At 63.5% G+C, this 21457-nt stretch carries 19 protein-coding genes; 13 read left to right on the forward strand and 6 right to left on the reverse strand.

What is annotated here, in order from left to right; genetic code table 11:
• Positions 1 to 559 precede the first annotated feature (559 nt).
• From BSF79_RS18745 to BSF79_RS18765, 5 genes are all read right to left on the reverse strand, one after another.
• Positions 560 to 2413, reverse strand: coding sequence for an MORN repeat-containing protein (locus BSF79_RS18745; protein ID WP_090271358.1), 1854 nt, complete (start codon positions 2411 to 2413; stop codon positions 560 to 562).
• 68 nt (positions 2414 to 2481) lie between these two features.
• A complete protein-coding gene (gene amrB / locus BSF79_RS18750) occupies positions 2482 to 4185 on the reverse strand; it encodes an AmmeMemoRadiSam system protein B (protein WP_090271359.1) in 1704 nt (567 codons plus the stop codon).
• Complete coding sequence (locus BSF79_RS18755; RefSeq protein ID WP_175545381.1) at positions 4182 to 7199, reverse strand: caspase family protein; 3018 nt, start codon at positions 7197 to 7199, stop codon at positions 4182 to 4184. The genes amrB and BSF79_RS18755 overlap by 4 nt, the downstream gene beginning before the upstream one ends.
• A gap of 240 nt (positions 7200 to 7439) precedes the next feature.
• The gene (locus BSF79_RS18760; RefSeq protein ID WP_090271361.1) at positions 7440 to 7664 is read right to left on the reverse strand and encodes a DUF2842 domain-containing protein; all 225 of its coding nucleotides are present in this window, start codon (positions 7662 to 7664) and stop codon (positions 7440 to 7442) included.
• Complete coding sequence (locus BSF79_RS18765) at positions 7664 to 8956, reverse strand: adenylosuccinate synthase (protein ID WP_090271362.1); 1293 nt, start codon at positions 8954 to 8956, stop codon at positions 7664 to 7666. Before BSF79_RS18765 ends, BSF79_RS18760 begins: the two co-directional genes overlap by 1 nt.
• A 146-nt stretch (positions 8957 to 9102) precedes the next feature.
• Here BSF79_RS18765 and BSF79_RS18770 point away from each other — a divergent pair, with 146 nt between their 5' ends.
• The 5 genes from BSF79_RS18770 (at position 9103) to BSF79_RS18790 (ending at position 15141) form a co-directional block, all read left to right on the forward strand.
• Positions 9103 to 9498, forward strand: coding sequence for a DUF6524 family protein (locus BSF79_RS18770; protein ID WP_090271383.1), 396 nt, complete (start codon positions 9103 to 9105; stop codon positions 9496 to 9498).
• 88 nt (positions 9499 to 9586) lie between these two features.
• Entirely contained in the window at positions 9587 to 11149 is a 1563-nt protein-coding gene (locus BSF79_RS18775) for an alkaline phosphatase PhoX (RefSeq protein WP_217650104.1), read from the forward strand.
• Positions 11150 to 11227: 78 nt separating this feature from the next.
• Positions 11228 to 12844, forward strand: coding sequence for a hypothetical protein (locus BSF79_RS18780; protein ID WP_090271364.1), 1617 nt, complete (start codon positions 11228 to 11230; stop codon positions 12842 to 12844).
• Positions 12845 to 12950: 106 nt separating this feature from the next.
• Positions 12951 to 13322 carry a preprotein translocase subunit SecG gene (gene secG, locus BSF79_RS18785; protein WP_090271365.1) on the forward strand — a complete coding sequence of 124 codons (372 nt, stop codon included), beginning with the start codon at positions 12951 to 12953 and terminating at the stop codon, positions 13320 to 13322.
• A gap of 175 nt (positions 13323 to 13497) precedes the next feature.
• Positions 13498 to 15141 (forward strand): CTP synthase, encoded by a 1644-nt coding sequence (locus tag BSF79_RS18790; RefSeq protein ID WP_090271366.1) that lies wholly within the window; start codon positions 13498 to 13500, stop codon positions 15139 to 15141.
• A gap of 70 nt (positions 15142 to 15211) precedes the next feature.
• On the opposite strand, the gene BSF79_RS18795 is transcribed toward BSF79_RS18790, so the two are convergent.
• Positions 15212 to 15814 carry a hypothetical protein gene (locus BSF79_RS18795; protein WP_090271367.1) on the reverse strand — a complete coding sequence of 201 codons (603 nt, stop codon included), beginning with the start codon at positions 15812 to 15814 and terminating at the stop codon, positions 15212 to 15214.
• 100 nt (positions 15815 to 15914) lie between these two features.
• Here BSF79_RS18795 and BSF79_RS18800 point away from each other — a divergent pair, with 100 nt between their 5' ends.
• From BSF79_RS18800 to BSF79_RS18835, 8 genes are all read left to right on the forward strand, one after another.
• Positions 15915 to 16208, forward strand: coding sequence for a DUF1330 domain-containing protein (locus BSF79_RS18800; protein WP_090271368.1), 294 nt, complete (start codon positions 15915 to 15917; stop codon positions 16206 to 16208).
• Positions 16209 to 16303: 95 nt separating this feature from the next.
• On the forward strand, positions 16304 to 16747 hold the full coding sequence (locus BSF79_RS18805; protein WP_090271369.1) for a tellurite resistance TerB family protein: 444 nt from the start codon (positions 16304 to 16306) through the stop codon (positions 16745 to 16747).
• A 43-nt stretch (positions 16748 to 16790) separates the two neighbouring features.
• Positions 16791 to 17231 (forward strand): tellurite resistance TerB family protein, encoded by a 441-nt coding sequence (locus BSF79_RS18810; RefSeq protein WP_090271370.1) that lies wholly within the window; start codon positions 16791 to 16793, stop codon positions 17229 to 17231.
• Positions 17228 to 17965, forward strand: a complete 738-nt coding sequence (locus BSF79_RS18815; protein ID WP_090271371.1) for a phosphate/phosphite/phosphonate ABC transporter substrate-binding protein — start codon at positions 17228 to 17230, stop codon at positions 17963 to 17965. Before BSF79_RS18810 ends, BSF79_RS18815 begins: the two co-directional genes overlap by 4 nt.
• A gap of 145 nt (positions 17966 to 18110) precedes the next feature.
• Positions 18111 to 18887: an ABC transporter ATP-binding protein gene (locus BSF79_RS18820; protein WP_090271384.1), complete on the forward strand. Its 777-nt coding sequence runs from the start codon at positions 18111 to 18113 to the stop codon at positions 18885 to 18887.
• Between the two features lie 50 nt (positions 18888 to 18937).
• The gene (locus BSF79_RS18825; RefSeq protein WP_090271372.1) at positions 18938 to 19669 is read left to right on the forward strand and encodes a transporter substrate-binding domain-containing protein; all 732 of its coding nucleotides are present in this window, start codon (positions 18938 to 18940) and stop codon (positions 19667 to 19669) included.
• 57 nt (positions 19670 to 19726) lie between these two features.
• Complete coding sequence (locus tag BSF79_RS18830) at positions 19727 to 20605, forward strand: ABC transporter permease (protein ID WP_090271373.1); 879 nt, start codon at positions 19727 to 19729, stop codon at positions 20603 to 20605.
• Entirely contained in the window at positions 20602 to 21429 is an 828-nt protein-coding gene (locus tag BSF79_RS18835) for an ABC transporter permease (protein WP_090271374.1), read from the forward strand. Before BSF79_RS18830 ends, BSF79_RS18835 begins: the two co-directional genes overlap by 4 nt.
• Positions 21430 to 21457 lie beyond the last annotated feature (28 nt).

Raw genomic sequence — 21457 nt, forward strand, 5'->3', positions numbered from 1 at the left:
CAGGTTTCATCAGAAACCGAAAGCCGTTCAAACAGTGAAGCTGACACTAGATCATCGGGTTGCCCCTACTAGCGCGATATACAGACGTTGATCCATCGAACTGAACCAAACCGCCCACATATCTCTTCAGATATTAGCAATTTCAAAGAGCGCGGGCCAAAGACCCAGAGACAAAATCAACCGGAAGCGCTAAAACTACTTAGCGCGACCCGCCTCATCAACCTCAAAATTTTCTTACCGTTCAGACCGTTTGAACCTCCGCGTCTCCGCTTCCGTCCGCCCCGTCTGGCGTCCCGTTGTGCGCCTCAGCGCCGCCGGTGAAGGGGGTTCTAAGCCCAGTAGCCCATACCCGCAACCCTTTTTTTCAAATTCCGTCATATTTCTTGAACATTTAGTCCGAAATTCGAAAAAACTGCATAAAAACAATCGCTTACGCAGGTGTATTTTTCAGCAAGAACATCACACACGGACGGAAAACCCTGAAAATCATGCCGGTTGGGGGTGAATCACCGGGTGAATCACCCGATTTTCACCCCCTTCGGCCTGCCCTTCGCCCCGATCAGCACGATCCCAGCACTTCGGGGCCCAGATAACACGACTCGGGCGCGGTCTGGCTGACGAAGGTCGGAATGCGCGGGCGCAGGAAGAACAGCTTCATCAAAGGTGACTTGCGAATGCTGCCATCGCTGAACTGCGCTTCGGCCCGCATCACATGCATTGCGGATCGCGCCGAGTGCAGCTTCACCCCGGCCAGAAGGCGGCTGATGTTGGGGTTGCCGCGCACCGGGATGTTCACCCGGTACTGCTCCCCGGCAGGGTGCAGCTCGACATCGGTGTATTGCGGCGCCTCCGCCGACCAGGCCCCGCCCGCCCCACATTCCGCCAATCCACCGCGCACTTCGATCACCGCCAGACTGATAGGGGTGCCGAACGGCTGCACCGCGGCGCGCGACAGCCCCGCCGCATCGGTCCAAGTATAACTCAGCTCGCCCTGCAACTCGGTCGTGATCGTGCCGTAACTGGCCGCCACGAACCCCTGTAGCGCGCCCATGCGCAGCAGCGACCGCACAGCATCCTGGCCGCACTGCTCGATCTCACTGGCACTGCTGCACGAAAACCGCGCCTTTTCCAAAGCGGCCACATCCACCCCTGCCCCGGCCAGAAGCCCGCGCAGGTCGACATCCACGCCCTGATCGAAGGTGCCCACCGGCAGATCGAACCAACGCGTCGCCGCGCGGTCGCCCTCGGGGGCCTCATAATCATAGGTATCGGGATTGAGAAACCGCACACGGGCGGTGGCGTTTTCCACGCTGCCCCAGCCGAAGTTGCGGAAATCGAAACTGGGGCGGAACCCGACACACCCCATATGCGTATCCACATGCAGCGCGGGCAGCAGATGCGGAACACTCGCCTCCACCGCCAGATCCAACGAGGACAGCCGCACCCGCGATCCATCCTCGGTCGCCAGATCCAGCTGCACAAACGCGCCGGTATCGTCCCAATCGGTATCCGTGAACTCTTGGAACATGAAAAGCCGCGCGTCGTCGTTCTTGCCGTTCCAGATTTTCTGCAACTCCGGGTCCTGCGGATAGATCAGCATCGTGCCGCTATCGACATACTGCTCATATTGTATCGACTGCTCCTGCGTGATCCGCTGGTCGATCACCGCGCTCAGCCGCGTCCGCCCCGCGGCCCCGCCGCCCGATTGCGCCGGAAGCACCCCGGCCAGCGTTTCGTCAACGAAGGCCAGCGGCCGGGTGCTCGACACTTCCGTGCCCCGCTGCATCACCACGTCATAGCGCAGGCCGCCCGGCTCGGTCATCCGGCCCGCGCCATCGCGCAGCCCGGCCACAAAGCCGCCCTCATATATCCAGCCCTCGCGCGACCGCAGAATGCCCTGCCCCTCGGCACGGCCCGCCACAAACGCCCCCTCATATACGTTGCCTTCGGCGTCGCGGAACGTGCCCGCGCCCTGCAGCAGGCCCGCAGCCCACACGCCCTCGTACCGGCTGCCATCGCGATAGCGCAGCACACCCGCGCCATCGAACCGCCCTGCGCGCAACGCACCCTCATACCGATGGTGCCAGTTCTTGGGGTCATAGCTGGCCGCGCCCGGCAGCCGCCAGCTGACCACACCCGCGCCATCCGCCAGCCCCTCGGGCGTCACACCGGGCCAGTTGCCGGTGGCGGGCTGCCAGTGAAAATCCAGCGTCATCTCGGGGTGTGGACCGAACAGCCGCACCATGCGGCGGCTGACCTCGCGCGTTTCGGGATTGAAGATGACCTGCAATCGCGCGCTTGGCGCCCCGGTTTGCAAAACCTGTGCCTGCTCCAGCACCTGTGCCTGCAATGGCAAAGCCACCATTGCCGCCAAAGCCCCGATCAAAATCCCCTGTCGCAGCGTGCGCTCCATAACATACCCTCAACAATATCTGGTTCAATCAGATAAGGCTAACCGCGCTTCGGGCCTTCCGACAACAATTATTCGCGCTGCAGGCCCCCACGTGCGATCGCATATAAGTGTGGCAACGGCAGCTGACGCACGAACACCGTGCCCTGCGCAAAACTGCGCAACTCGACCAATGCCCCCGAGCTGTCAGGCGGCAGTTGGTCGAACAGAAAGTTCCCCAGCGAATACACCACCGCCACATCCCCCCCGGCCAAAACCCGCACGCCCGCACTTGCCGCATGTGGATGCGCGCCGACAATCGCCGCCACCCCGCGCTGCCGCAGCGCATCCTCCAGTTGCCGCTCGCGCGCGCCGGGCGTGGTCACGAATTCGCGCCCCCAATGCACGAACGCCACCACCGGCACCTGCGCATCGCGCTGCACCACCCGATCCAGAACCTCTGGCGTCAGCCGGTCCACCGGCGGGCGGGCCGCACCATCCAGATCGCTCAGCCCCACCAGCGTCACCCCCGGCAACGCCAAAGCCTCGCCCTGCCCGAACCGCGCAATCCCCGCCGCCGTCAGCGCCGCATGGGTTTCCGCCACCCCCGAGGCCCCGATGTCATTCACGTGATTATTCGCCAGCCCCACCGCCCGCAGGTTCAGCCGCCCCGCCCAGTCGCGCAGCATATCGCCGGGCATGCCCAGCACCAGCTCGGGCAGATTGTTGGGCATATCCGGCAGCAACACCCCTTCCAGATTGGCAATCAGCGGCAGACCCCGCGTCGCGCGCCGCGCCGCCTGCGCCACCCGGTCCGCCACCACCTCATCGCTCAGCAACCGCGGCAGACCGCGGCCCAGAAACAGATCGCCCGCCAACATATATATATGACTGCCCGGCCCTGCCGGATCGGCCAAAGGATCGGCCAAAGGATCGGCCACCGTGCCGGGCGGCGCAAAAACCGCCACAACATAGCTGGTCGTCTCGGCAATAAAGCGGCCATACAGCTCTTGCAGGTTGCGGTTGGCCACCACCACCGGCACCGCCCCGAACAGCCGCTGCTGCAACACCATCGTCAGATACATCGCCCCCACCGAATCCACATGATCCGGCTGCACCAACCCCGCCACCGCACCGACGTCGCCCGCCGCCAGCAGGTTCAGCACCTGCTGATCGCGCAGCCGCGCCTCGTGATGCGGCAGGTAGTGCGAGAAATCCGTCGCCTGTATCAACAGGCTGTCCGGCCCCAACAGCGGCGCCAGCAGATCAGCCATCGCGTCCCACTCGCGCCGGTCCGAGCTGATCGCCACCGCCACCGGCACCACCTCCACCCCCGGAAAGATCTGCGCCACAAACGGCAGCACCGCCCGTACCCCGTGCTCGCGATCAAACAGACAGGTCTCTTCGACCAGCGGCGACTGCGCCAACCTCCCCGCCGCCGCAGCATCCGTCGGCACCGGGCCCAGCACGGTATCAAACCCGCGCTGCGTGGTGCCAAACGGCGCCTTCAGCCGAAAGAAATGATCGGGGAACAGGATCACGATCCGGTCAGGTTGCCGCCCCGCCGCCATCCGCAACCCGCCCGCGATCAGCTCGGGCATCTCCAGATGATGCGGCACGATCACACCCGTCACCGGCCCCTCAGCCGGGGCGGCGCCCTCGCCCAGCGCCAACCCCTGCCGGAACAAGGCCGCATCCGGGTAAAATGCCGCAAACGCCGCATCGCCCTGCGGGCACGCCGCCGCCGCCACCCCGGCCCAGACAACCGCCAGCGCCGCGCACAGCCCCCGGATCATGGCCGCGCCAACAGGAAATTCGCGGTCTGCGAGATGTGATACACCGGCTCCTGCCGCCGATCGCTCAGCCGCAGCACCTCACGGTACACATAATCCGCCAACCCCAGCAACCGCACCCCATCGCCCGAGGTATCGGCCCGCCCCCGCAGCCCCTCCAGCATCGCATAGGTGAAAATACCGTGCCCCAGATCCTTGCGCTCGGCCGCCGTGTTGTTTGCCGCCGTCGCCGAGAACACCACCACCCGCGCATCCGCCGCCTCTTTCTCCAACCGCGCATTGAACGCATTCGCCGCATGACAGGTGTCCAGCACCAAAATCCGCCGCCCGATGGCATCGTTGATCTGCTCCTGCACGAACTCCCAATCCACAAGCGAGGATTTGCGCCACTTCTCGCCGCGCTTCTGCCCGTCGGACGGGATCAGATAATAATCCTCGTCCAAATTCATCCCGTGCCCGGCCACAAATATGATCGTGGTATCCTCCGCCCCTGCCGCCAGCAGAAACTCCTCCAGCCGCTCCTCGATCTCGTCGCTCTCCGGCTCGATGATCTGCGCCGGGTCCACCAGCGCCGCCAAGGCTGCGTGCCGCAACGGCTGCGCCTCCAGCGCGGCGCGGTTCACCATCACCAAGCTCTCCATCCGCTCGAACAGCGGCGCCGTGCGCTCGGCCACCACGCTCAGAAACGCCACCGCATCCGCCACCGGAAACGCCAGATCACAGGCCCGCCCGTTGCAGGCCTCTGGTAACTTCGGATAGGCGTTGATCCCGATCACCGCCACCCGCAGCACCCCCGCCTTCGGCACCTTGCGCGCCTTGACCAAGGCCATCGCACTGCGCTCGGTCACATAGCCGAAATCGTTCTCGCCACTGACCGTGATGTCATTGCGCCCGTCCTCGACCGGTACCTGATACAGCAACCGCCCCGCGCCGCTGACATCGCCCACCCGCAAAGGCGGCACCCGCCGGTCGTTCACCAGAACCGAATAGCCCCAGCTTTCCACCTCCTCCAGCGTGCTGCCCGTCACCTCGATCGTGGCAAAGCCGTCCGGCGCCGCGAACTCCTCGGCCAGCCGCAGCTCAAACTCCGGCGGCTGGCGGGTCAGCAGCGCCTCCAGCTCGTTATCCGTTCCGCGCAGATCAATCGCCGCCGCCGCCGGATCGCCACCGATCAGAGCCCGCCGCACGATCTCGGGGCTGTGCAGATGCTGCCGCAACTGCCGCGCCCGGATGAACCGCGCCTCGCGGTCCGGCCCCTGATTGACATGCCAGCCTACCAACCGGTCGCCGTTGGGCGAGGAATGAAAATACCCCTGCGGCGTCCAGATGATCCAATCCTCGCCCGCAAAGAACATGCTGACAATCAACCGCCGACTGTCCATATCCCACAGCTTCAGCGTCTGATCCGCACTTGCCGTCAGCAGCCGCGCCTTGCCCGCCGCCAGCGCCAGCACATCGCCGGTGTGACCGACAAACTCGCCCAGCACCCCGCCATCCACTAGCCCATGCGCCAGCACCACCCCGTTCCCCCCGCCCGAGATCACCTCGTCGCGGTCCGGCACCAACGTATAGGAACTGTGATAATACCCGTCCGTCCCGCTTTTGCGCAGCTCGAACGCCCCACCGGCCCCGCTGACCGACAGCACCGCCGCGTCGAACCCGCCACCGGGCAAGGGCGCGGCCTTGACCGCCACCGCATCGGTGCCCAGAACCGCCCGCAGCATCCCCGCGCCGCCCGCACCCTCACGCGGATGCTCGAAACTCCGCGCCTGCGTCGGCAGCTCAAGACTGCGCTGCAACACGCCCAGAACCATCGGGCAAACCGGCAGCTCGGGGCACGGGTCCTCAAGCCCCCACGCCACCCGGTCCGCCGATGCACTCAGCCCCACCGCCATCACGGGCCGCCCCACGCCCGCCAGCTGCCGCACCGCCGCACCTGATGCCGCCCGCCACAGATGGATCTCATTCGCCAGCCCGCCCGCCGTGGCCACGATCTCGCCGCCCGGCAGCGCCGCCGCCACATGCACCCCGCTGTCATGCCCGCCGTACCGCGCCACCACTGTGCCCGCCGCCACATCCCACACCGCCGAGCGATGCACAGCCCCGCAGCGATAGCCGCAGCTCACCACCAAAGCCGCGCCGACAAACGCCAAAGCATCGGGCCGGAACGGCTGCACCGGCAACGCCGCGATCACCGCGCCATCGCTTGCCGCGCGCACTTCCACCCGGCCATCCTCGCCCGCGATCGCAAACCGGCTGCCATCCGCGCTGACCGCCAGCGCAATCAGCGCCGTGTCCCACAGCGCCTCGGCCCCCTCGACCGCCACCTCGGCCCCGCTGTCCAGATCCCACAGCCGCAGCCCGTAATCAAAAGTCGTCGCGATCAACCGCGCCCCGCCCAGCCCATAGGCCACATGGCTGACCCGCCGCGCCTGCGTGTCCAGCGGGGTCAGCGCCTCCGGCTCCCCCTGGCCAAACGGCGCAGTCCAGCGCAGCACCACACCGCCCTGCCCGGCCACCGCCAGCTCATCGCGCCCCGCATCATAGGCCAGCGTATCGACCACATAGTCATGCCCGCGCAGCACCCGCCGCACCCGACCCGAGCGTAAATCGAACAGCCGCACATCGCCGAACGGTGGCGCCGCCGCCTGATGCGCGCCAAAATACCCGGCGACCGCCACCGCCTGACCATCGCCCGACAGCGCCAGCGCGTTGATCACCCCCTCGCTGCCCGGCCCGATCTGCCCGCGCAACATCCCGCGCATCTGCCCGGCCTGCCAGTCCCAGACCCGCACCACCTTGTCATCCCCGGCCGAGACGATGACCGAGCCATCGCCACTGACCGCCAGCGCCCGCACCGCCGCCCGGTGCCCGCCTGTGTCCAGATCAAGAACGTATTCCGGCGCCTCCTGCGCGCGGACCGGGGGCGCACACAGCACCGCGCCGCACAGGCTCAGCAATACCGATGCAATACCGACGTAATACCGACCCATTACCGCCCCCCGTTTCACTCGCACCGCCGCGCCCTCTCCTCTGCGCCACATCCCAAGCCTAGAATGACATCCGCAGAAAAGAAAGCACCGCTGCCGGGGCCTGCCCACATCAGTTTCCAAGCGCCAAAACGCATCGTCGCCCGATAACCTCTCGGTCATCGGGCGACAATGTCGGGTCCGGTTTTTTGGTGGTCAGCGCGCCATAGCCATAAAGCGATGCACCAAACCCCGATGACACCGCCCCAGCGGCATCACCGTACAAGCCTAGCGGTCGTCCGCGTCGGGGTCAGCCTGTCCCACACCCCGGAACACAAACTTGAACGGCACCGCCCAAACCACGCCCAGCGCCACGTAAATCAGCAGCTCGGCCCACATCGGCGGACGGTTCATCAGGTTCACCACTGTCACCGCCGCCACAACATACAGCGGCAGACCAACCAGCAGGATGATCAGCGTCCAGCGACGGCGGGATTTATAACTCAGCGCCATCAGTCGGCAAACGGATCGGTGACAAGGATCGTGTCGTCGCGCTCAGGGCTGGTCGACAGCAACGCCACCGGGCACTGGATCAACTCTTCGACCCGGCGCACATATTTGATCGCATTGGCCGGCAGCTCGGCCCAGCTGCGCGCGCCTTCGGTCGATTCGGACCACCCCGGCAGCTCTTCATACACTGGCGTGCACCGCGCCTGCTGATCGGCCGCAGTCGGCAGATAATCCAACGCCACCCCGTCCAGCTCATAGCCAACACAGATCTTCAGCGTCTCGAACCCGTCCAGAACATCCAGCTTGGTAAAGGCAATGCCGTTCACGCCCGAGGTCGCACAGGTCTGACGCACCAGAACCGCATCAAACCACCCACAGCGCCGCTTGCGGCCGGTGACGGTGCCAAACTCATGCCCGCGCTCGCCCAGCCGCTGACCATCCGCATCATTCAGCTCGGCCGTGAACGGACCTTCGCCAACGCGCGTGGTATAGGCCTTGACGATCCCCAGCACGAAATCAATCGCGCCCGGCCCGATCCCGGTGCCGGTGGCCGCCTGCCCGGCGATCACATTCGACGAGGTCACAAACGGATAGGTGCCGAAATCAATGTCCAGCAGGCTGCCCTGCGCGCCCTCGAACAGGATCCGCTTGCCCGCCTTGCGCTTCTCGTTCAGCACTTTCCAGACGGGGGCGGCATATTCCAGCACGCTCGGCGCGATCTCCAGCAACTGCGCAATCAGCGCGTCACGGTCAACTTCCGGCAAGCCAAGCCCACGGCGCAGCGCATCATGATGCGCCAGCGCGCGATCAACGCGGGTCTCAAGCGTCGCCCGATCGGCCAGATCAGCCACGCGAATGGCGCGCCGTCCGACTTTATCTTCATAGGCCGGGCCAATGCCCCGCCCGGTGGTGCCGATCTTGGCCACCGCATTGCCGCTTTCGCGGGCGCGGTCCAACTCGCCGTGAATCGGCAGAATCAGCGGCGTGTTCTCGGCGACCATCAGCGTCTCGGGCGTGATCTCGACGCCCTGCTCGCGCAGAATCGCGATCTCCTTGACCAGATGCCAGGGGTCCAGAACCACACCATTGCCGATCACCGACAACTTGCCACCGCGCACGATCCCGCTGGGCAGCAACGACAGCTTATAAACCTTGCCGTCAATCACCAGTGTGTGACCGGCGTTATGACCGCCCTGGAAGCGCGCGATCACATCGGCGCGCTCTGACAGCCAATCCACGATCTTGCCTTTTCCCTCATCACCCCACTGGGCGCCGACGACGACGACATTTGCCATTGCTGGTCCTCTTTCATATGCGGATCAAACCCGCGCCCGTATATATGCAGCTTGGCAGTAGCGAAACCGGAAATTCGCCGCGGCTCTGGACACAGCGCCCGCTTTGCGCGATCCATAGCCCGCATTCAAGTTTCGGAGATTTTCACATGGGGTTCATTCTGCGTTGGTTCGTGGCGTTTTTCTTGCTGACCGCCACCTTCAACCCGACAGAATGGAACTATGCCAAATGGCTCAGCGTGAACTATGCGCAGGAAACCCCGATGGCGGTGCTTCTGGGGCTGCTGCTCAGCGTCGGCTATATCATCTATCTGCGTGCCACCGTCCGCTCGATCGGGGCCTTTGGCATGTTTCTGGTGCTGGCGATCGTCGCAGCGCTGCTGTGGGTGCTCTATGATTACGGTCTGCTGAGCCTTGAGAATCAGGACGTGAACGTGTGGCTGGGCCTGTTTGCGCTTTCCGTGGTTCTGGGCATCGGCCTCAGCTGGAGCCTGATCCGCCGCATGTTGTCGGGTCAGGCCGATGTGGACGATCTCGACGAATAAAGATTCGCGAATGTAATAAGCCTGTCACATGTCCACTCTACTCACAGGGGCGCACTTCGGTGCACACTCCCACCAGAGAGGATATACCATGACCTTCAAGTCGCTTGTTTCCGTATTGGCCGCATCGACCTGCCTAACCACAACAGCCATCGCAGGTGACATCACCCGCGTAGCCACCGTTCCCTTGGGTGGCGAGATCACTGGCATGTTTCTGGAAGGCGACGATCTGTTCTTCAACGTTCAGCACCCCTCGGATGATCTGCCCGGCGCCTTCTCCAAGGCCACCGTCGGCGTGATCGCCAACGCCGACTTCTCCGCCGCAGAATCGCCACTGCCCACAACGGATGCCGACAAGCAGGTGGTGAAAACCTCGATGGGCACCTACCAGATCCTCGTGCAGGAAGGTGATTTCGACACCATCGGCGCGATTCAGGGTAAAGGCGGCCGTATCAAGGTCTCCAACGATCCCGATTTCAACGCCTTCGTCAGAACCGGCGCCGGTCAGGGCTATCTCTTCACCAACTGGGAAGACCGCCCCGGCGGCATGAGCCGTGTGCGCCTGATGCGCGCCGCCAACGGCAAATGGTCCCCCGACAGCAAAGACGCCAAGATGCTGGACTTCTCGGCCGTCCGTGGCACCTGGGTGAACTGCTTCGGTTCGCTCAGCCCGTGGAACACGCCGCTGTCCTCGGAAGAGCTGTATTTCGACGACACCGCCGACTGGAACAACCCCGACTACAAGTACATCGACGGCCCCGAGGCGCTGGAAGCCTACAACGGCACCTACCCCAACCCCTATGACTACGGCTATATCGTCGAGATCACCGATCCCGCCGCCAGCGCCACCCCGGTCAAGATGATGGCTCTGGGCCGCTACAGCCACGAAAACGCGATCGTGATGCCGGACCAGAAAACCGTCTACCTGTCGGATGACGGCACCGATGTGGTGTTCTACAAGTTCATCGCCGACACCGCAGGCGACCTGAGCGCCGGAACCCTGTTTGCCGCCAAGATCATCCAGCAGGGCGAGCCGGGCAGCGACAGCGCCACCACCCCGCTGCAAATCAGCTGGATCGAACTGGCCCACGGCAGCAACAACGAAATCGCCACCTGGGTCCGCAGCTATGACGGGATCACCCAGGCCGACTTCAAAGCCGGTGAAACCAGCTACATCTCGGCCGCCGACGTCACCGCATGGGCACGGGGCGAGGCTGCGGACAACCGCGTGGCCTTCCTCGAAAGCCGCGCCGCCGCCAAAGCCAAGGGTGCAACCGCCGAATTCCGCAAGATGGAAGGCGTGACCATCAATCAGGCCGCCGCCAAGGATGGCTCGGTGCCCTTCATGTATATGGCGATGTCCGAAGTGGCCAAAGGCATGTCCGACAGCGAAGGCGACCTGCAACTGACCGAAAACAAATGTGGCGTTGTCTACCAGATGAAACTGGATGCCAACTTCAACACCCACATGATGGTCCCGGTTGTTGCCGGTGGCACATATGACAAGAACAATCAGGCCAACGCCTGCGCGACAGACGGGATCTCGAACCCCGACAACCTCGTGGTTCTGAACAACGGCAACGTGCTGATCGGCGAAGACACCGGCAACCACGAAAATAACGCCATGTGGCTGTGGAAAGCCCCGGCGATGTAATCGCCCCCCGTTCTTATGCGACCGGAAAGGGCAGCCCCGGTGCTGCCCTTTCCTCCCTCTACTTCAAGGAGACACCGGATGAACCTCACCGCTTTTCCCGCCGCGCTGCTTGCGTTGATCGGCACCGTCGCTTTGGCCGCCGCATCCGATATCTCTGTCATGACCACACAGCAGATCATGACCGCACGCCCCACTTCGGGCGAACTTGCCGTCGCCGGACGCATCTATAACCCCGAGGCCCCGGTGCCGCCGCAGTGCTATACCGCCATCGAAGGCCGCTATAATCCCTGCTATGTCTGCCACCAGAACAACGATGACCCGACCCGACCCAGCTTCATGCAGGACGGATCGCTGCAACAAGCCTATGAGTTTTCCGAGGCCGGGCTGACCAACCACCACCGCAACCTGTTCCTTGACCGCACCGATCAGGTCGCCGCGATCAGCGATCGCGACATCCTCGCCTATATTGATCATGACAACTATTCGCCCCTCGCCGACCGGCTGAACGCCAACGGCTGGACCGGCTGGAAACCCGACCTCGCGGGCTATGCCGATGGCACCACCGCCTTTGATGCGCGGGGCCACGCCCGCGATGGCTCGGGCTGGGTCGCGTTCAACTATAAACCACAGCCCTCCACCTTCTGGCCCACCAACGGCTCGACCGACGATGTGCTGATCCGCCTGCCCGCCGCCTTCCGCACCCTGCCCGATGGCAGCCCCTCGCGCGATGCCTACACCGCCAATCTGGCGCTGCTCGAACTCAGCTTTCAGGATCTCGACAGCGTCACCCTGCCCGCCGTCGACGAAACCGCCCTGAACGACGATATCGACGGCGACGGCAAACTTGGCACCGCCACCACGATCACCCGCCGCGCCACCTATCTTGGGGCCGCCTCCGAGGTGCCGCTGCACCGCATGCTCTATCCGCTGGGCACCGAATTCCTGCACTCGGTGCGCTATGTCGGCATCGACGGCGACAAGATCACCACCGCCCGCCGGATGAAAGAGCTGCGCTATATGATCAAGACCCGCGCCCTGTCGCTGCCGGAACTGGCTTCGCGCTATGGCAACGAGATTCAGGAAAAGATCGACGAAAACCTGCCCCGCTACATCGACCTTGGCGATCGCGGCATGGATACCGGATTCGGTTGGACCCTGCTGGGCTTCATCGAGGACGCCGACGGCGCCCTGCGCCCTCAAACCAACGAAGAACAGTTCTTCTGCCGTGGCTGTCACAGCACCCTCGGCGCCAACCTCGATCAAACATGGGCCTTCCCGCGCAAGCAGCGCGGCGCGCAGGGCTGGGGCTATATCGACTACACCACCATGCGCGATCTGCCCAACCTGGGCGAGGCCATGGGCGAGATCGAGACCTACTTCACCCGCGTCGGCGGCGGCGATGAATTCCGCTCGAATACCGAAATTCTGGCGCGCTGGTTCAACCCCGATGGCACAGTGAATCACGCCGCCATGGCGGGCAAAACCGTCTATGACCTGATCACCCCCAGCCGCGAACGCGCGTTGCAGCTCAACAAGGCCTACCGCGTGATCGTCAGCCAGCAAAGCTTCGTCTATGGCCGCGATGCCACCGTCACCCCGCCGCACAACGTCCACGAACGCATCGACGACGCCACCGCCGACACCCTGCCGCGCGACAAACGCTTCGCCCATGACATCCGCCTGAGCTGGGACTGAAACAGCCCCCGCACGCCCCGCCGCCACATTGCCGCAAAGGCGGGTTGCGGGCGGCGGGGGTTTTGCATACATAGGCGCGGACAGACAGCTCAGGCAGGCCGCTTTCATGGAAAACGTCGTTCTCATCATCCATCTTCTTCTGGCACTTTCGCTGATTGGCGCGGTGCTGCTGCAACGCTCCGAAGGCGGTGGTCTTGGCATGGGCAGCAGCGGTGGCGGCAATGGCGCCATGGCAGGTCGCGCTCCTGGCACGGCAATGGGCAAAGTAACCTGGGTGCTGGCAATCGCCTTCATCTGCACCTCGATCGCGCTGACCATCATCGCCGCTGAAAAATCAGCAGGCAGCTCGGTTCTGGATCGCATCGGCGCTCCGACCCCGGTTCCCGAAGTCACCGCACCCGAAACCCCGACCGAAGGCGGCAGCCTGCTGCCTCCCGCCGCCGGGGACACCGGGCCGCTGACCCCGCGCGCGGACTGACCACAACCATTTGATACACAGTGAATGACCGCAACAGCATCTTGCGGTCATCTTGCTTATTTGTTGCGAATCCTGTAAGGCTCGAGTCCCGTGGTGCTGCGGTTTTTACGAACCGTGAGGGCTCAAGTTTTGGCGGTCGAAACCGTCTGGCGGAAATCACGGGGGAAGCCCAATCATGGCACGTTTTATCTTCATCACCGGCGGCGTGGTGTCTTCTTTGGGCAAAGGTCTGGCTTCGGCGGCCCTCGGCGCCCTGCTTCAGGCGCGCGGCTTTTCGGTCCGCTTGCGCAAGCTCGACCCCTACCTGAACGTCGATCCCGGCACGATGTCACCGTTTGAACACGGCGAGGTGTTCGTCACCGACGACGGCGCCGAAACCGACCTCGATCTGGGCCACTATGAGCGCTTCACCGGCGTGGCCGCCCGCAAAACCGATTCAGTCTCGTCCGGTCGGATCTACTCCAACGTGTTGGAGAAAGAGCGCCGCGGCGACTACCTCGGCAAGACCATTCAGGTGATCCCCCACGTCACCAACGAGATCAAAGACTTCATCTCGATCGGCGAGGATGAGGTCGATTTCATGCTGTGCGAAATCGGCGGCACCGTGGGCGACATCGAAGGCCTGCCCTTCTTCGAAGCGATCCGCCAATTTTCACAGGACAAGCCGCGCGGCCAGTGTATCTTCATGCACCTGACCCTGCTGCCCTACCTCGCCGCCTCCGGCGAGCTGAAAACCAAACCGACCCAGCACTCCGTCAAGGAACTGCGCTCGATCGGCATCGCCCCCGACATTCTGGTCTGCCGCTCCGAACAACCAATCCCGGACAAAGAGCGCGAAAAGATCGGCCTGTTCTGCAACGTCCACAAAGACGCAGTGATCGCCGCCTACGACCTCAAATCCATCTACGAGGCGCCGCTGGCCTATCACCGCGAAGGCATGGATCAGGCCGTGCTGGATGCCTTCAGCATCTCGCCCGCCCCGCGTCCCGACCTCACAGTCTGGGAGGATGTCGTCGACCGCATCCACAACACCGATGGCGAGGTCAACATTGCCATCGTCGGGAAGTATGTCCAACTCGAAGACGCCTATAAATCCATCCGCGAGGCCCTGACCCACGGCGGCATGGCCAACCGCGTCAAGGTCAACGTCGAATGGGTCGACTCCGAGCGGTTCGACACCGAAGACCCCGCCCCCTACCTGCAAGGCTTCCACGCCATCCTCGTCCCCGGCGGCTTTGGCGAGCGCGGCACCGAAGGCAAGATCAAAACCGCCGAATTCGCCCGCACCCGCAAGATCCCCTATCTGGGCATCTGTCTGGGCATGCAAATGGCCGTGATCGAGGCCGCCCGCAACGTCGCCGGCGTCGCAACCGCAGGCTCCGAAGAATTCGACCACGAAGCAGGCAAGAAACGCTTCGAACCGGTTGTCTATCACCTCAAGGAATGGGTGCAGGGCAACCACAAGATCGAACGCAAATCCGATGACGACAAGGGCGGCACCATGCGCCTTGGTGCCTATAACGCGACCCTGACCGCTGGCTCGAAAGTCGCCGAGATCTATGGTTGCACCTCGATCGAGGAACGCCACCGTCACCGCTACGAGGTCGACACCAAATACCGCTCCAAGCTGGAAACCTGCGGGCTGGCCTTCTCGGGCATGTCCCCCGACGGGCGCCTGCCTGAAATCGTCGAGTGGCAGGATCACCCGTGGTTCATCGGCGTGCAGTTCCACCCCGAACTGAAATCCAAACCGTTCCTGCCGCATCCCCTGTTCGCCGATTTCGTCCGCGCCGCGGTGGAAACTTCGCGACTGGTCTGATCCGGCACGATACCAAACGCAAAGGGCAGCCACCGGGCTGCCCTTTTTGCATTCTGTCCGTCGGGTGAAATCACGCCCAGGGCGGCTCCATCAGCAGCCGCAGCAACATCGGGCGGCGTTTGCCCTGCTGCGGCATTATAATCTGGCGCGGGCCATCGTCGGAAATCGCCTCGAACTTGCGCTCGTCAAAGACCCAACGCCCGACCCGCCCCTTGGCCCGGTCGTCCTTCTGCGCCGCGATCCATCGTCCGGCCTCGGCGCGCACCGGCGCCAGACCGACATTCGGGTCCGGCAGGTAAAACCCGCAACAGATCTTCTTGTGCAGACAATCCAGCATGGCACTGCGCGCGCTGTCCTCCAGCGCCACCTCGTCCTTGCGAAGATAGTTCAGCTCGCGCGGACGACCGTTCAGAAACACCTGCACCGCCGTCGCCAGATCCAGGCCCAGCTTCGACATCAATCGCCCCAGCACACGCATATCGCCGGTATTCCAGTCGAACGCCAAGGCCGCCTTTTGCACGGCGGCGAACTCCGGCACCACTTCGGACGCCGACGCTCCGTTCCAGTCATCTGTTGTCAGCCGATTCATGACGGCCTCCTGCGCGTTGATTTCCTGTTCATCCCGAATATCCTCAGCCAAGGCGGAAAATTTGCGGAAGAATTGTGTCGCCATCAGGGCAATCGCCCCTAACGCGAAAACCCGTCGAATCCCTGCCATTGCCAACCGGCCCGCGCGCTTTACACTGCCGCCGATTGATACCGGAGGAACAACAATGACCAAAGCCTATTGGGTGGCCCACGTGGATGTCACCGACCCCGCCGTTTACGAAACCTATAAGCAAGCCAACGCCGCGCCCTTCGCCGAATTTGGCGCCCGCTTCCTCGTGCGCGGTGGCGATCAGCAGCAGCGCGAGGGCCAGACCCGCAGCCGCACCGTGGTGATCGAATTTCCCACCTACGAGGCCGCCGTCGCCTGCTATGATTCGCCCGCCTATCAGCAAGCCAAAGCCCTGCGCGACCCCGTTTCGACCGGCGATCTGGTGATCGTGCGCGGCTACGACGGCTAGGGCCTGTTTCCTTGCGGTCACAGTTGAGGCCGCATTCTTATGCCGCTCCGCAGAATTCTTTATGCGATCTGCGCCCCGCGTTCTAAGCTAGGTGCATGTTTTCACACCTGTTTCGCAACCTGACGGGCCATCGCTCGGAACCCGACCTGCCTGAACCCGACGCCAAGCTGGCCCTTGGGGCTCTATTGGTGCGGGTCGCGAAATCGGACCACCGCTATCACGTCAAGGAAATCCAGCGCATCGACCGGTTGCTGGCGCAGATGCACGGGCTGAACCCGGTTGCCGCCGCCAAGATGCGCGCCCTGTGCGAAAAGCTCGAAGCCCGCGCGCCGCACACCGATGTATTTGCCGCGCTGATCCGCGAAGGCGTGGATTTCGAAGACCGCTTTGGCGCCCTCGAAGCAATGTGGCAGGTGATTCTCGCCGATGGCGAACAAACCTCGGAAGAGCTGGTCGCCGTGACCCGCATCCAGCACGCGCTTGGCCTGTCCGAGGCCGACAATATGGCCGCCCGCACCCACGCCGCAGAGCAGATATAACTCTCGCATTGGCGGCGCCCACATTCCGGCCTATATCCTCCTCATGTTCGCAGATTTTCTCAAACGGCTGATTGAACCGGCCCCCGCCCCACTGACCAACGACAATGCCCGTCTGGCCCTGACCGCCCTGCTGGTGCGTGTTGCGCGCGCCGACGGCAGCTATGACCGGTCCGAGGTCGACAGAATCGACCGCATCACCGCCGCGCGCTATGGCCTGCCGCCTGAAGATTGCAAAATGCTCAGGGAACAGGCGGAGGTGCTGGAATCAGAGGCACCCGATACCGTCCGCTTCACCCGCGCCATCAAAGACGCCGTTGCCTACGAGGACCGGCTCAGCGTGATCGAAGCCCTTTGGCAGGTGGTTCTGGCCGATGGCGTGCGCGAACAGCACGAAGATGCACTGCTGCGCATGGTCTCGAACCTGCTGGGCATCAATGACCGTGACAGCGCCTTGGCACGGCAGCGCGTGGACAAATCCGCATGATCGCCGCCCTCGGAATGTATGACCGCCCCGAAACCGCAGCAGCAAACGATCGGCTGTGGGCCGCCATCCGTGACCAAATTGGCGATGGCCCCACGGCCCTGACCCGCGACCGCGATTTCCACGAGATCTGGACCGACCCCGACCTGCTGTTCGCCCAAACCTGTGGCCTGCCGTTTCGCACCTCCCTGCGGGACCGCGTTGCGCTGATCGGCACGCCGGATTACGGCCTGCCCGGCTGCGCCCCCGGATACTACCACAGCAGCCTCGTGGTCCGCCGCGCCGACCCCGCCACACAACTCGCTGATTTTGCGGAAAAAACCATCGCCTACAACGGCCCCGACTCGCAATCCGGCTGGGCCGCCCCGATGGCTGCCGCCGCCACCGCCAACATCAGCTTCGCCCACACGCTGCGCACCGGCGCCCACCGCGCCTCGGCGCTGGCCGTCGCCGAAGGCCGGGCCGATATCGCCGCCATCGACAGCGTCACCTGGGCGCTGCTGTGCCAGAACGATACCGTCGCAAACGACCTGCGGGTGCTGACCACGACCGCGCCCACCCCCGGCCTGCCCTATATCACCGCACCCGGCCGCGACACCGGCTCGCTGTTTGCCGCCACCGCCGCCGCCATCGCAGCCCTGTCGCCGCAGGACCGCGAAACGCTGCACCTGACCGGGCTTGTGGCGATCCCCGCCAGCGCCTATCTGGCGCTGCCGCCACCGCCTCCGCCGGTCTGAACGGACGACAAACTTGTGACAAAATGGCGGTAACCTAAAGTCAACCCGGACGTTTCCCGCCCAAACATGCCGTTTTGAAAGTTGCATCGGATCTGCTTTTCCGCCCATTGTCGGAAAAAACCGAAAACAAAAAGACAGGGTGGACGTGTCCGAACAAGATCCAGTCATCGAGATTCGCGGGCTTCACAAGGCTTACGGGCCGCTCGAAGTTCTCAAGGGCGTTGATATCATGGCCCGCCGGGGCGATGTCGTGTCGCTCATCGGCTCGTCCGGCTCGGGCAAATCCACCCTGCTGCGCTGCGCCAACCTGCTGGAAGACAGCCAACAGGGCGAAGTCCTGTTCAAAGGCGAACCCGTCAAATGGAAAGGCACCGGCGCGGGCCGCCACCCGGCGGACCCCAAACAGGTGCTACGCATCCGCACCAACCTGTCGATGGTGTTCCAACAGTTCAACCTGTGGGCCCATATGACCATCCTGCAAAACGTGTCCGAGGCCCCCATCACTGTGCTGGGCCGCGACCGGACCGAGGTTGAAACCGCCGCCCGCCGCTATCTCGACAAGGTCGGGATCGGCGACAAATGCGATGCCTACCCGGCGCAGCTTTCGGGCGGCCAGCAACAACGCGCCGCCATCGCGCGCGCGCTGTGCATGGAACCGCAGGCGCTGCTGTTCGACGAACCCACCTCGGCGCTCGACCCCGAACTGGAACAGGAAGTCGTCAAAGTCATCAAGGACCTCGCCACCGAAGGCCGCACCATGCTGATCGTGACGCATGACATGCGCCTTGCCGCCGATGTGTCGGACCACGTCGTGTTCCTGCATCAGGGCCGCATCGAAGAACAAGGCGCACCGGCGCAGCTGTTCGGCGCGCCCAAAACCGAACGTCTTCAACAGTTTCTGTCGGCAACCGTCTCCGCCTGAAGAGCCGGGACCGACTGAAAAAACCAACCTCACAACTATGGGAGCCTCCAATGAAAAAACTGATCCTCAGCACTGCCGCTCTGGCCCTGACCGCCGGCATGGCGCTGGCCGGAAGCCACGCCACCACCGTCCGCATGGGCACCGAGGGCGCCTACCCTCCGTATAACTTCATCAACGACAACGGCGAAGTTGACGGCTTCGAGCGCGAACTCGGCGACGAGCTGTGCAAACGTGCCGAGCTGACCTGCGAATGGGTCACCAACGAGTGGGACAGCATCATCCCCAACCTCGTTTCGGGCAACTATGACACCATCATCGCCGGCATGAGCATCACCGACGAGCGTGAAGAAGTTATTGATTTCACTCAAAACTACATCCCGCCCGCCTCCTCGGCCTATGTTGGCCTGTCGGCTGATGCCGACATCACGGGCGTGATCGCGGCGCAAACCGCGACCATTCAGGCGGGCTATGTTGCTGAAACCGGCGCCACCCTGCTGGAATTCGCCACCCCCGATGAAACCGTCGCCGCGGTTCGCAACGGCGAAGCCGACGCCGTGTTCGCCGACAAAGACTTCCTGGCCCCGATCGCAGCCGAATCCGGCGGTGAACTGGTCATGCTCGACGCTGACGTGCAGCTGGGCGGCGGCGTTGGTCTGGGCCTGCGCGAATCCGACACCGAGCTGAAAGCCAAGTTTGACACGGCCATCACCTCGATGAAGGCCGATGGCACACTGAACACCATGATCCTCAAATGGTTCGGCGCAGACGCCGCAACCTACTAAGGACAAAAGGCAAGGCCCGGACCCGGCAACGGAACCGGGCCTTGCCCCCATCATATCATGTTCAATTCCTGCGCCGATCCCGCCAGCCTTGAAGGCCTGTCATGGCTTTTGTGCTACCTGACCACAGGCAAGCATATGCTGTTCTATGGCTCCTTCCTTGTGGTGATCGCGCTGATGCTGATCACGGCCCCCACCGCGCTTTTGTTCGGCTTCGGCGGCGCCATGGCCGCCCGCAGCCACCTCCTGCCGCTGCGCTGGCTTGGCAAAGCCTATACCTCGATGGTGCGGGGCATTCCCGACATCGCGTTTTTCCTGTTTGTGCCTTTCGCGCTGGATCAGGGCTTTGAATACCTGCGCCACAAGGTGAAATGCCCTGACTGGGACACGCCCGTGCGTCAGGGCAATGATTTTGTCGTCTGCGCGCAGGCCAAACTGCCGCTGTCCTCCTCGCCGCAATGGATGCACGAGGCCTATGGCTTCTCCCTTGCGGTGCTGGCCTTTGCCGTCGTCTTTGGTGCCTTCGCCGCCAATGTCATCTATGGCGCGATGCAGGCCGTGCCGCGCAGTCAGATGGAAACCGCCGAGGCTTACGGCATGTCGCGCCGCCAAGCCTTCTGGCGCATCCTCGTGCCGCAAATGTGGGTCTTCGCCCTGCCCGGCCTGTCGAACCTGTGGATGATCCTGATCAAGGCCACGCCGCTGCTGTTCCTGCTCGGGGTCGAAGACATCGTGTATTGGGCGCGCGAACTTGGCGGCTCGAAAACCTCGGCCTATGCCTATCCGCACCCCGACTGGCGGTTGTGGTATTTCATCGGCCTGCTGGCGTTCTACCTCAGCCTGACCAAACTGTCCGAACTGGTGCTGACGCGCCTCACCCGCCGCCTGTCGCACGGACAAGCCACAATGGCCGGCGAAGCGCAAAGGCGCACCGCATGAGCTGCTTGCAAACAATTCAGGACTACGGCCTGCGGTCGGTCGGCATCGGCGAACGGCTGCTGCCCAAATCCGATTTCACCCTGTGCGAACAGTTCACCCTGATCGGCTCGGGCATGATCTGGAACATCTATTTCGGCCTCTTCGCGCTGGCCACCGGGTTCTTTCTGGCCACCGCCATCGCCGTTGGCAAAGGCAGCCAGACCTGGCTGATCCGCAAACCGGCGGAATGGTTCATCTTCATCTTCCGCGGCTCTCCGCTGTTCATCCAGTTCTTTCTGGCCTACGAAACCTTCGTCCTGCTGCCCCGCGCCGGGGTCGAGGTGCTCGGCTTCACCGTCGCCACCAGCTGGCTGACCAAGGCCTGGGCCGGGGCGCTTCTGGTGCTGTTTCTCAACACCGCCGCCTACACCGGCGAGATTTTCTACGGCGCCCTGCGCTCGATCCCCAAGGGCGACCTCGAGGCCGCCGATGCCTACGGCTTCTCGGGCTGGCACAAGTTCCGCAAAATCACCTGGCCCACCATGCTGCGGCTGGCCTGGCCCGCCTATACCAACGAGGCGATCTTCCTGTTCCACGCCACCACACTTGTCTATTTTTCAGGCTTTCCCGCATGGCGGCAAAAAGGTGACGCGCTGTATTACGCCAGCTATTTCGCCGACAAAACCTTCAACCCGTTCATCCCCTACCCCATCCTTGCGGGTTATTTTATTGCCCTGACGCTGGTGATCGTGGGTACCTTCGGGCTGATCAACAAACGCCTCAACCGCCACCTGCCTCAGGAACAGCGCCGCAAAATTCGCTTGCGTCTCAATCTGGTCCGGTAGTATCACATATTTGATCAAATTCTTCGGG

Source organism: Thalassovita taeanensis (assembly GCF_900110775.1).
Classification (GTDB): Bacteria; Pseudomonadota; Alphaproteobacteria; order Rhodobacterales; family Rhodobacteraceae; genus Litorimicrobium; species Litorimicrobium taeanense.

What these genes read in the sequence shown, in the direction of transcription:
- BSF79_RS18745 (WP_090271358.1), bottom strand. Translation starts at nt 2,413, where the DNA reads ATGGAGCGCACGCTGCGACAGGGGATTTTGATCGGGGCTTTGGCGGCA.
- amrB (WP_090271359.1), bottom strand. Translation starts at nt 4,185, where the DNA reads ATGATCCGGGGGCTGTGCGCGGCGCTGGCGGTTGTCTGGGCCGGGGTG.
- BSF79_RS18760 (WP_090271361.1), bottom strand. Translation starts at nt 7,664, where the DNA reads ATGGCGCTGAGTTATAAATCCCGCCGTCGCTGGACGCTGATCATCCTG.
- BSF79_RS18765 (WP_090271362.1), bottom strand. Translation starts at nt 8,956, where the DNA reads ATGGCAAATGTCGTCGTCGTCGGCGCCCAGTGGGGTGATGAGGGAAAA.
- BSF79_RS18770 (WP_090271383.1), top strand. Translation starts at nt 9,103, where the DNA reads ATGGGGTTCATTCTGCGTTGGTTCGTGGCGTTTTTCTTGCTGACCGCC.
- BSF79_RS18775 (WP_217650104.1), top strand. Translation starts at nt 9,587, where the DNA reads ATGACCTTCAAGTCGCTTGTTTCCGTATTGGCCGCATCGACCTGCCTA.
- BSF79_RS18780 (WP_090271364.1), top strand. Translation starts at nt 11,228, where the DNA reads ATGAACCTCACCGCTTTTCCCGCCGCGCTGCTTGCGTTGATCGGCACC.
- secG (WP_090271365.1), top strand. Translation starts at nt 12,951, where the DNA reads ATGGAAAACGTCGTTCTCATCATCCATCTTCTTCTGGCACTTTCGCTG.
- BSF79_RS18790 (WP_090271366.1), top strand. Translation starts at nt 13,498, where the DNA reads ATGGCACGTTTTATCTTCATCACCGGCGGCGTGGTGTCTTCTTTGGGC.
- BSF79_RS18795 (WP_090271367.1), bottom strand. Translation starts at nt 15,814, where the DNA reads ATGGCGACACAATTCTTCCGCAAATTTTCCGCCTTGGCTGAGGATATT.
- BSF79_RS18800 (WP_090271368.1), top strand. Translation starts at nt 15,915, where the DNA reads ATGACCAAAGCCTATTGGGTGGCCCACGTGGATGTCACCGACCCCGCC.
- BSF79_RS18805 (WP_090271369.1), top strand. Translation starts at nt 16,304, where the DNA reads ATGTTTTCACACCTGTTTCGCAACCTGACGGGCCATCGCTCGGAACCC.
- BSF79_RS18810 (WP_090271370.1), top strand. Translation starts at nt 16,791, where the DNA reads ATGTTCGCAGATTTTCTCAAACGGCTGATTGAACCGGCCCCCGCCCCA.
- BSF79_RS18815 (WP_090271371.1), top strand. Translation starts at nt 17,228, where the DNA reads ATGATCGCCGCCCTCGGAATGTATGACCGCCCCGAAACCGCAGCAGCA.
- BSF79_RS18825 (WP_090271372.1), top strand. Translation starts at nt 18,938, where the DNA reads ATGAAAAAACTGATCCTCAGCACTGCCGCTCTGGCCCTGACCGCCGGC.
- BSF79_RS18830 (WP_090271373.1), top strand. Translation starts at nt 19,727, where the DNA reads ATGTTCAATTCCTGCGCCGATCCCGCCAGCCTTGAAGGCCTGTCATGG.
- BSF79_RS18835 (WP_090271374.1), top strand. Translation starts at nt 20,602, where the DNA reads ATGAGCTGCTTGCAAACAATTCAGGACTACGGCCTGCGGTCGGTCGGC.